Source organism: Clostridium sp. UBA5988, assembly GCF_002435615.1.
GTDB lineage: Bacteria > Bacillota > Clostridia > Clostridiales > Clostridiaceae > Clostridium_J > Clostridium_J sulfidigenes.
The window spans coordinates 1-7,713 of the sequence record NZ_DJBA01000029.1 but is presented as its reverse complement, the minus strand read 5'-3'; the positions used below and the strand labels follow the sequence as shown (position 1 = coordinate 7,713).

The following is a 7,713-nucleotide window of genomic DNA, read 5'->3' as shown; positions in this document are numbered from 1 at the left end:
AAGTTTACAGTAGCTTCCTTAATACCATCAAGCTCATTAATAGCCTTCTCCATTTTTGCTGCGCAATTTGCACATCCTAAACCTTCAAGTATAAATTTCTTTTTCATAATTCCATCCTCCTAAATATTATTTATGATTTTATTTTATAAACTCCAAGTCATTTTAAATATGAATACTTAAATATATGTTCATATCTTATCTGAAAAAATATTCTATTATAACCTGATATTAGTTCTCATTGATATGAATTAAACCTTGATCAAATACCTGCTTTACGTGATCATCATCCAGAGAATAATATACTATTTTGCCTTCTTTTCTATTCTTCACTAAATTAGCTTGCTTTAAGACTCTCAGCTGATGTGAAATTGCTGATTGTGTCATGTTCAATAAGGTTGCTATATCACAAACGCACATTTCAGCTTCATCCAAAGCCCATAGTATCTTGATTCGTGTAGAATCTCCAAAAACTTTAAATAGATCTGCTAAATCATAAAACGTTTCTTCTTCAGGCATTTTATCTTTTACCTGATTAACAACGTCTTGATGTATTACATCGCAATCGCATCTTTCAGGTGTATTAACTTTCTTAGTCATATTATCACCTCTTCTTACAGCATCTCGCCCAAACACTTGAATATCTATTCATATGTTATATTTTTATTCTATTCCTTGTTTGCTTATATGTCAATAGTTATATGAATAATTATTCAAGTATTCTAGAAAACTTAATATTAGTACAATAGTTAGAAATTTGAATTACACTACCTCTGTTCATATAAAAAAGACAAAGTATGCTCTGAAAAATATTATAAAGATTACTTTGTCTTAAATGGCCATTCTGCAGCAACTGATAACTAAATTATACCATTTCATACAATGATTTATTATACCTTAACGTAGGTGAATTATAAAATAATTATCCAATTTAGTCCTTAGCGTGGGTTTTGTCGGAAATGTTGGCTGTACCCCATTAAGGTTAAAAAATGAAGCTACAGATTGTATAAAAATCTGTAGCTTTTTCTACGTTAATCAGAATTTAAGATATATAGTCCATATTGTAATCGGATTTACATTAGTTTTTAACATAGTTGAGAAATTTTTCTATTTCAATGATTTACCAAATCATTTATGTGAGATATAATAATTATTAATCAATTTAAGGAGAAGGGTAAGGCAGATTAACTATTACAAAGAAAGAGGTGCTTAAATGGAAGGTATTAAAATCGACTCAGCATTATCATTGGGTGGTTATAATTGGCGTGTGCTTGACATACAAAACAATACGGCTTTGATTATAACCGAAGATATTATAGAACAACGCCCTTACCATGATGCTTATAAAGATATAACATGGGCTGACTGCGCGTTAAGAAAATATCTTAATGGTGAATTTTATGACAAATTCAACGCAACTGATAAATCAAGGATAATTCCGGTAATAAATAAAAATCTTGATAATCAGTGGTATGGCTCAAAGGGCGGAGCAGATACGGAAGACAGTATATTTTTATTAAGCATTGAGGAAGTGTGCAAATATTTTGGTGATAGCACTTCAAAACTGTATAACCGAGGAAAAAATCAAAAATATTGGTTTCAAAGAAAAGATGAAAACAACAGTAAGCGAATAGCAAAACTTCTGGGTAAAGAATGGAGTTGGTGGTGGTGGCTTCGATCACCCGGTCGCGTTAATTTAAAAGCCGTGTACATCTTCGGGACTGACGGTAATATAGGTATACAAGGCAACAACATATTGAAAGGTAACATCAGCGATGGCAAATGTACAGGCGGTGTTCGTCCTGCTTTATGGCTAAAGCTTGAATTGTAAATCTTGGGTCACTTTTAAAGTGGCTTGACTATAATTACAGCATAAAATAATTAAATTTAAAGGAGAATTAAAAAATGAGCAAGTATGAAAATGCAATGAAACTTATGGAGGAACGTTGTGGAAATGGCAAAGAGGAAGTTATTGCCCTTGCCACAATATCACTATCCTCAAGCGCTGCCGGTAATCCTCGTCCTGCTGTCCGTATGGTATGCGCTTATTATGAAGACGGTGTATTTTATGTTTCTACGGATGCAAAAAAAAGTAAAATGCTACAAATTGAGAAGAACAACCAGGTTTCTGTCTGTGGGTTAGATTGGTATGCGTTCCAAGGTACGGCTGAAAATCTCGGTTGGGTCAAGGACGAGAAGAATGCGGAAATCAGAGCGAAATTCAAAAAAACTTTCGATTGGTTCGATGAAGTTGGCGACGAAGACAATCCTAACTCAATCGTTCTGCGTATCTCTCTCACAGAGGGTACGATTACTGACAACGAAAAAAAATACGGTGAACATCAGTATGAAATTGATTTTATAAATAAAACGGTTAAATAAATCCGTAAAGAATAAGCGATTTATAACTTGAGAGTAAAAAAATGACACCACTTGATTATCAATATTTTCTAATTTAGTTTTCTGAAACCCAACATTAAACAGTTTATTGTTGGGTTTTGGTGTATTTGCAACCATAAGTGAGGCTTAAAATTTTATATTTGGCTAGACGAACTTACTCATTGCAATGAATGAGAGAAGGCGTTTCCTACTTATAATATATTATTTTCATAATAAATATAATCATTTTAACTTAAATGACTATGTATATGATAAAATGTTAACTACTATAAATGAATATGAGGGGAAGCAAGATTTATATAAAAAGCAACCACCTCAAGTATTAAATACACTTAAAGATGTAGCAATTATACAAAGTGCAGAATCATCTAATAGAATAGAAGGTATTTATACTTCAAATAAATGATTACGTGAACTAATGGATAACAAAATAGAGCCAAGAGATAGAAGTGAAAGTGAGATAGCTGGGTATAGAGATGTACTAAATACTATTCATAGTGCATTTGATGCTATACCTATAAGCCCAAGTGCGGTTTATAGATTTAGGCATTGATATACACTTTATAATAGTATCAAACATATCTAATGCTAACCATTAACTATAGTGAAATAGTTTACCAATAGTCAGGAGGATAAAACATTCAAACTCTTTCTCTGGTAACTGACATCTTTAGTTAATCACTATTATAAAACTAAATATTTAAAGGCATTAAAGTAGTAACATTCACTATATATCCTATATATTATATAGTGTAGTAATTTAATTTATTTGGAGTTAAGGAAATGAATAATGAATCATATCAAAAACAGATGATTAAAAACAGGCAAACGATACAGTATACAACACTAGTAGATCCTTATGTTGTAGATGTATTGAGAACAATTATAGGTGAATCTGTAGTTATTGAAACAGTTAGAGGGAATATACAAGGTATATTATCAGATGTGAAGTATGATCATGTTGTTGTAAAATCCTATGATAGTGATACAGTATTTTTTGTTAGAATTCAACAAATTGTTCATGTAATGCCAACAAATTAGTAGAACAATATAACAAGGGTGAAGTATTGAAATAAAATAAATTATATATGTTTATTTTTATGAAAAATTGATGTAATATAAGTAAGATTTTTAATATATGATTTAGCTAATCGAACTTATACAAAGCAAAGTATGAAAGTTAGTAGTACTAGTAAAAATAATACTGCCTGAAATAGTAACATTAAAGTATCGTTACTCACATATATCACCTCCTTAAACAAGAAAGGTGAGTGATACCAGTAGCCCACATTCAACTATTAAGTTGTACTTTAAAATTATACCATAATTATCTAGAATATATATAGGGGTGAAATGGTATAATTTACCTTGTAGTGTTGTTAAGAACCATACCGTAAGTGATGCTCGAGATCTTTAATTTGGTGAGCAGAACTTATACACTGTATAAATAAATGTGAAAAATAGCTTTAGCCATTGATATAAATTGGCTAAAGCTATTTTTATGACTAAATGCTTTATCATAAGTAATATTAAATGAGAAATGTAATAAATGGTTATATAATAATTATAGTAAATCAGAAAAAAACTTTTAATATAAAAATGTCGCAAATTTAAGTTTCATTCGTTATATTAGTTGAGAGTACTCTTAAAGGATAAGGAGTGATTAAGTGAAAGCTTCGTCAGATGAAATTTTTCAAAATAACATGTTAGAACAGCTTTATGATGCTTACGAATATAAAATGTATGGCATTGCATATTCAATTTTAAATAATGAAGGTCAAGCAGAAGATGCAGTTCAGGACGCATTTATAAAGTTAATTCCACACCTTGAAGATATTAATAGTGTAGCAAGTGTAGAGACAAAACGATTAATAACATACACAATAAAAAATGTTGCAATTGATATATATCGTAGGAATAGGAAAGAATCTGAACTATTTGCTAAAGGCATAGACGAGCCAGTGATAAATGAAAATCAACAAGGAATTGCTTATGTAAAAACAATAGAAGATAGACAAATCGTAGTACAATTACTTTCTAGTTTACCATCAAAATACCGTGAGATAATTAGGTATCGTTGTTATTACGAACTTAGTTATAAGGAAATATCACTATTATTAAATATCAGTGAAAAGGCAGCAGCTAAAAGATATGAACGTGGAAGAAAGCTGTTAAAAGAACTGATGGAAAAAGAAATGATAGGAGATGAATTGTATGGATAATAAAATTGATATTGATAGAATGGCGTATCTTATAGGTGAAGAAGATGCTATGGGAGAATTAGATAAATTTACAGAACCACATGGTTTCTCAAAAAAATATGAAAGTGAGAAGATGAAAATGATTAAAAAGGTAAATAGTATAGAGCCTATTCCTATATCAAATAGAAAGAGGAAAGGAATGACAAAGAAAAAGACTATAGTACTTATTGCAGCCATTACAGCAACTTTAGCATTATCTGTAACAGCCTATGGAATAAACAAAGGAATTATATTTACTACAAGTAGGAACGAAGAAACAGGAATTACTACTGTTGAGGCACAATCAGAAGTTCCTATCAAAGGAATACCACTAATAAATATAACTCCAGGCTATCTTCCGGATGGATATGAGCAATATGTAGGAGACAATTCGAAGTATTTCCTTAATGGTGACGCTTCTGCAGGAGGTGGCGAGATATTAGTATATCAATCCGATTATGTTTATCAACCACCAAAATATAAAAGTATAGAAGAAACCACTATTGGTGGTGTAAAAGCACTGATTACAACATACGAAGATGGAGACAGTACTATTGATTTATGTTATGAAGAAGATGGACAAATTATCAGAGTTGGCGGACTTAATGGTATTTCTTTAGAAGAACTTAAAAAGGTAGCAGAAAACATTAAATATGAAGTAATTCCAGGAAAATTCATGGTTCAATATAATCCAGTTACTGGTGAAACCATTGATATAACAGGAGACACTACTGATCTACCAATTCCTGCTGATGGAATATGTGCTATGGGGCAAGAAATAACTGGTAAAAAGTCTGCTAATGGTGAGCTAAGTTATATTGTAAAAGACGCTAAATTTATGGATAAATTACCTACATTAGATAAAAGTAAGTTCAATAACTATGATGAGTATTCTAAAATGATAAATGAAGACGGAACATTAAAGGATTATGAAAGAATTTCTGTTAAATGGGAAAACAATGAAATGAAAAAAGTTACTGAAACATCGGGATTAAAGTTTGCTTACGTAACTGTAATCTTGACAAATCATTCAGATAGGAAGTTAATAAACCAAGAAGTTAATCCACAAGTTGAGCTTAGGACGAAAGCATCAGATGGGACCCTTGAAGCCTTTACTAATAGTCGTGATATTCTTAGTGACCTTGCAGCAGTTAGAGAACCAATATATTTTGATCAATTTAAGAAAGAAGAAACTAAAGAATCAGAAATTGATCAAACAGAGCTTGATAAATTAGGCTTTAAAAATTATGCAGAGTATATATCTTTTTATGAAGGGATGGAATTTATGTTGTGTGATTTTAAACCACATGAAACTAAAGAAGCACATTTTATTTATGTAGTAGACGCTGATCATATTGATGATGCTTACATTCACATGCCTGTTGGTACTCCTCTTGGAAATTATGTTAAGCTAAAGTAATTAAATTAAAATCTATAAGGGCTATCTTAAAAACTTTGAGATAGTCCTTATCTTAGGTAGTAAGATAAAATATTTTAATATACAGTTTTCAATAAAATGGTATAATTAATAGTAAATAATGTTTATATAATATTTATTTTTAATATATGGTATAAAATGTTAGATTAATCAATTTGAAAGGGCATGTAATAGATGGATAAAGAGGTTAAGTTAATAATACTAAGAGGCAATTCAGGAAGTGGTAAAACTACAACAGCAAAGGCATTACAAAAGAAATTTGGGCATGGTACCATGTTAATATCACAGGATGTTGTTAGAAGAGAAATGTTGTTTGTGAAAGATGGTCCTGACACAGAAGCAATTAAATTATTAAATGAACTTGTACTATATGGGAAAAAGCATTGCAATATTGTAATTTTAGAAGGTATTTTAAATTCAAGGTGGTATAGAAAACTATTTGAAAATTTACATAATGAGTTTGGTAATCAAATTTTTGCATATTACTTTAATATACCTTTTGAAGAAACTTTAAATCGTCATAAACAAAAACCTAATGCACATGAATTTGGGGAAAAAGAAATGAGAAAATGGTGGAATGAAAAAGATTTAATAGGTATGATTCCAGAGGTATGTATACATAAAGAATTAAGCTTAACTGAAATAGTTAATATTGTTTATCAGGATGTTGTAAAGTGAAGGCTATAATTTTAAACTCCGCACCGGGTGTTGGAAAGACGACCTTATTGATGCTACACAAAGAGGGGTTGAAGAGATTAGAGATTTGTTTGTAGATTCTATATTAACAATTGTAAAGGGGAATGTAGATGGCTAAATATATTGATTTAAGTTATACCATAGAAAATGGACTAAGTACTCATCCTTACGATGAAGAACTAAAGTTATATCAAAATAGATTTTTGGTTAAAGACAAATACAATGATACGAAACTAGAAACTGGTATGCATGTTGGAACTCATATTGATGTTGTCAGCCACATGTTAGATAGTAATGTTTTAATAGATGATTATCCAGCAGATAAGTTTATTGGAAAAGGATGTTTACTTGATGTTAGAAACCAAGATGTTATTAAAATGAAAAAGATGTATTTAGATATTGTAGAAAAGGATAGCATAGTTCTTCTATATACCGGGTTTGAAAACCAATTTGGATGCGATGATTACTTTAATTGCCATCCCATAGTAGAAAAAGAGTTAGCTGAATTTTTTATAGATAGAAATATTAAGATGATTGGCATGGACTTGCCATCTCCAGATAAATACCCTTTTCAAGTTCATAAAATGCTACTAGAAAAAGATATTCTTATTATTGAAAATATGAAAAATCTCGGAAGTTTATTGAATGTAGATGAATTTGAGATTATTGCATTGCCTCTTAAAATAAAAGCGGAAGCATCCCCTGTGAGAGTTGTAGCTAGGATTTAAATTTAAGAATACTAATTCAAAAAATTGATAGTACAACGATATTGAGAACTCTACTATAAATAAGAAAAATAGTATTAATATGCTATGGTTACAAAATGTTAAGGAAAATAATCTGTTTCTGCATCAAAACCAATTAGCTGAAGAAGTTATGGAGGAATTTATGCTTTTATAGATTAGATGAGGTCGTATTATGGGGCTGTCGCAATAGCGGTTG

Annotated in this window: 11 protein-coding genes; 9 read left to right on the top strand and 2 right to left on the bottom strand. The window is 30.4% G+C overall.

All coding sequences use genetic code 11. The annotated features are described in order from the left end of the window. Together B3J31_RS17005 and B3J31_RS07230 are read right to left on the bottom strand one after the other, a co-directional pair. Positions 1-53 (bottom strand): hypothetical protein (locus B3J31_RS17005; protein WP_414632867.1); only part of this gene is annotated, 53 nt, incomplete at its 3' end. A gap of 175 nt (positions 54-228) precedes the next feature. After that, entirely contained in the window at positions 229-597 is a 369-nt protein-coding gene (locus B3J31_RS07230; RefSeq protein ID WP_150844190.1) for a metalloregulator ArsR/SmtB family transcription factor, read from the bottom strand. A 613-nt stretch (positions 598-1,210) separates the two neighbouring features. Here B3J31_RS07230 and B3J31_RS07225 point away from each other — a divergent pair. The 9 genes from B3J31_RS07225 (at position 1,211) to B3J31_RS07185 (ending at position 7,499) form a co-directional block, all read left to right on the top strand. After that, the gene (locus B3J31_RS07225; RefSeq protein WP_150844182.1) at positions 1,211-1,828 is read left to right on the top strand and encodes a DUF6273 domain-containing protein; all 618 of its coding nucleotides are present in this window, start codon (positions 1,211-1,213) and stop codon (positions 1,826-1,828) included. A 74-nt stretch (positions 1,829-1,902) separates the two neighbouring features. Beyond that, positions 1,903-2,379 carry a pyridoxamine 5'-phosphate oxidase family protein gene (locus B3J31_RS07220; protein WP_150844183.1) on the top strand — a complete coding sequence of 159 codons (477 nt, stop codon included), beginning with the start codon at positions 1,903-1,905 and terminating at the stop codon, positions 2,377-2,379. A 184-nt stretch (positions 2,380-2,563) separates the two neighbouring features. Then, positions 2,564-2,803, top strand: coding sequence for a hypothetical protein (locus B3J31_RS07215; protein ID WP_346873837.1), 240 nt, complete (start codon positions 2,564-2,566; stop codon positions 2,801-2,803). A gap of 12 nt (positions 2,804-2,815) precedes the next feature. Next, positions 2,816-2,950, top strand: a complete 135-nt coding sequence (locus B3J31_RS07210) for a hypothetical protein (RefSeq protein WP_346873836.1) — start codon at positions 2,816-2,818, stop codon at positions 2,948-2,950. Positions 2,951-3,180: 230 nt separating this feature from the next. Next, positions 3,181-3,438, top strand: coding sequence for a DUF2642 domain-containing protein (locus B3J31_RS07205; protein WP_207656737.1), 258 nt, complete (start codon positions 3,181-3,183; stop codon positions 3,436-3,438). A gap of 626 nt (positions 3,439-4,064) precedes the next feature. Next, positions 4,065-4,619 carry a sigma-70 family RNA polymerase sigma factor gene (locus B3J31_RS07200; RefSeq protein WP_346867585.1) on the top strand — a complete coding sequence of 185 codons (555 nt, stop codon included), beginning with the start codon at positions 4,065-4,067 and terminating at the stop codon, positions 4,617-4,619. After that, positions 4,612-6,057: a hypothetical protein gene (locus tag B3J31_RS07195; protein ID WP_346873835.1), complete on the top strand. Its 1,446-nt coding sequence runs from the start codon at positions 4,612-4,614 to the stop codon at positions 6,055-6,057. The genes B3J31_RS07200 and B3J31_RS07195 overlap by 8 nt, the downstream gene beginning before the upstream one ends. A gap of 192 nt (positions 6,058-6,249) precedes the next feature. After that, on the top strand, positions 6,250-6,753 hold the full coding sequence (locus B3J31_RS07190) for an AAA family ATPase (protein ID WP_150844188.1): 504 nt from the start codon (positions 6,250-6,252) through the stop codon (positions 6,751-6,753). Between the two features lie 128 nt (positions 6,754-6,881). After that, positions 6,882-7,499 carry a cyclase family protein gene (locus B3J31_RS07185; protein ID WP_150844189.1) on the top strand — a complete coding sequence of 206 codons (618 nt, stop codon included), beginning with the start codon at positions 6,882-6,884 and terminating at the stop codon, positions 7,497-7,499. Positions 7,500-7,713 lie beyond the last annotated feature (214 nt).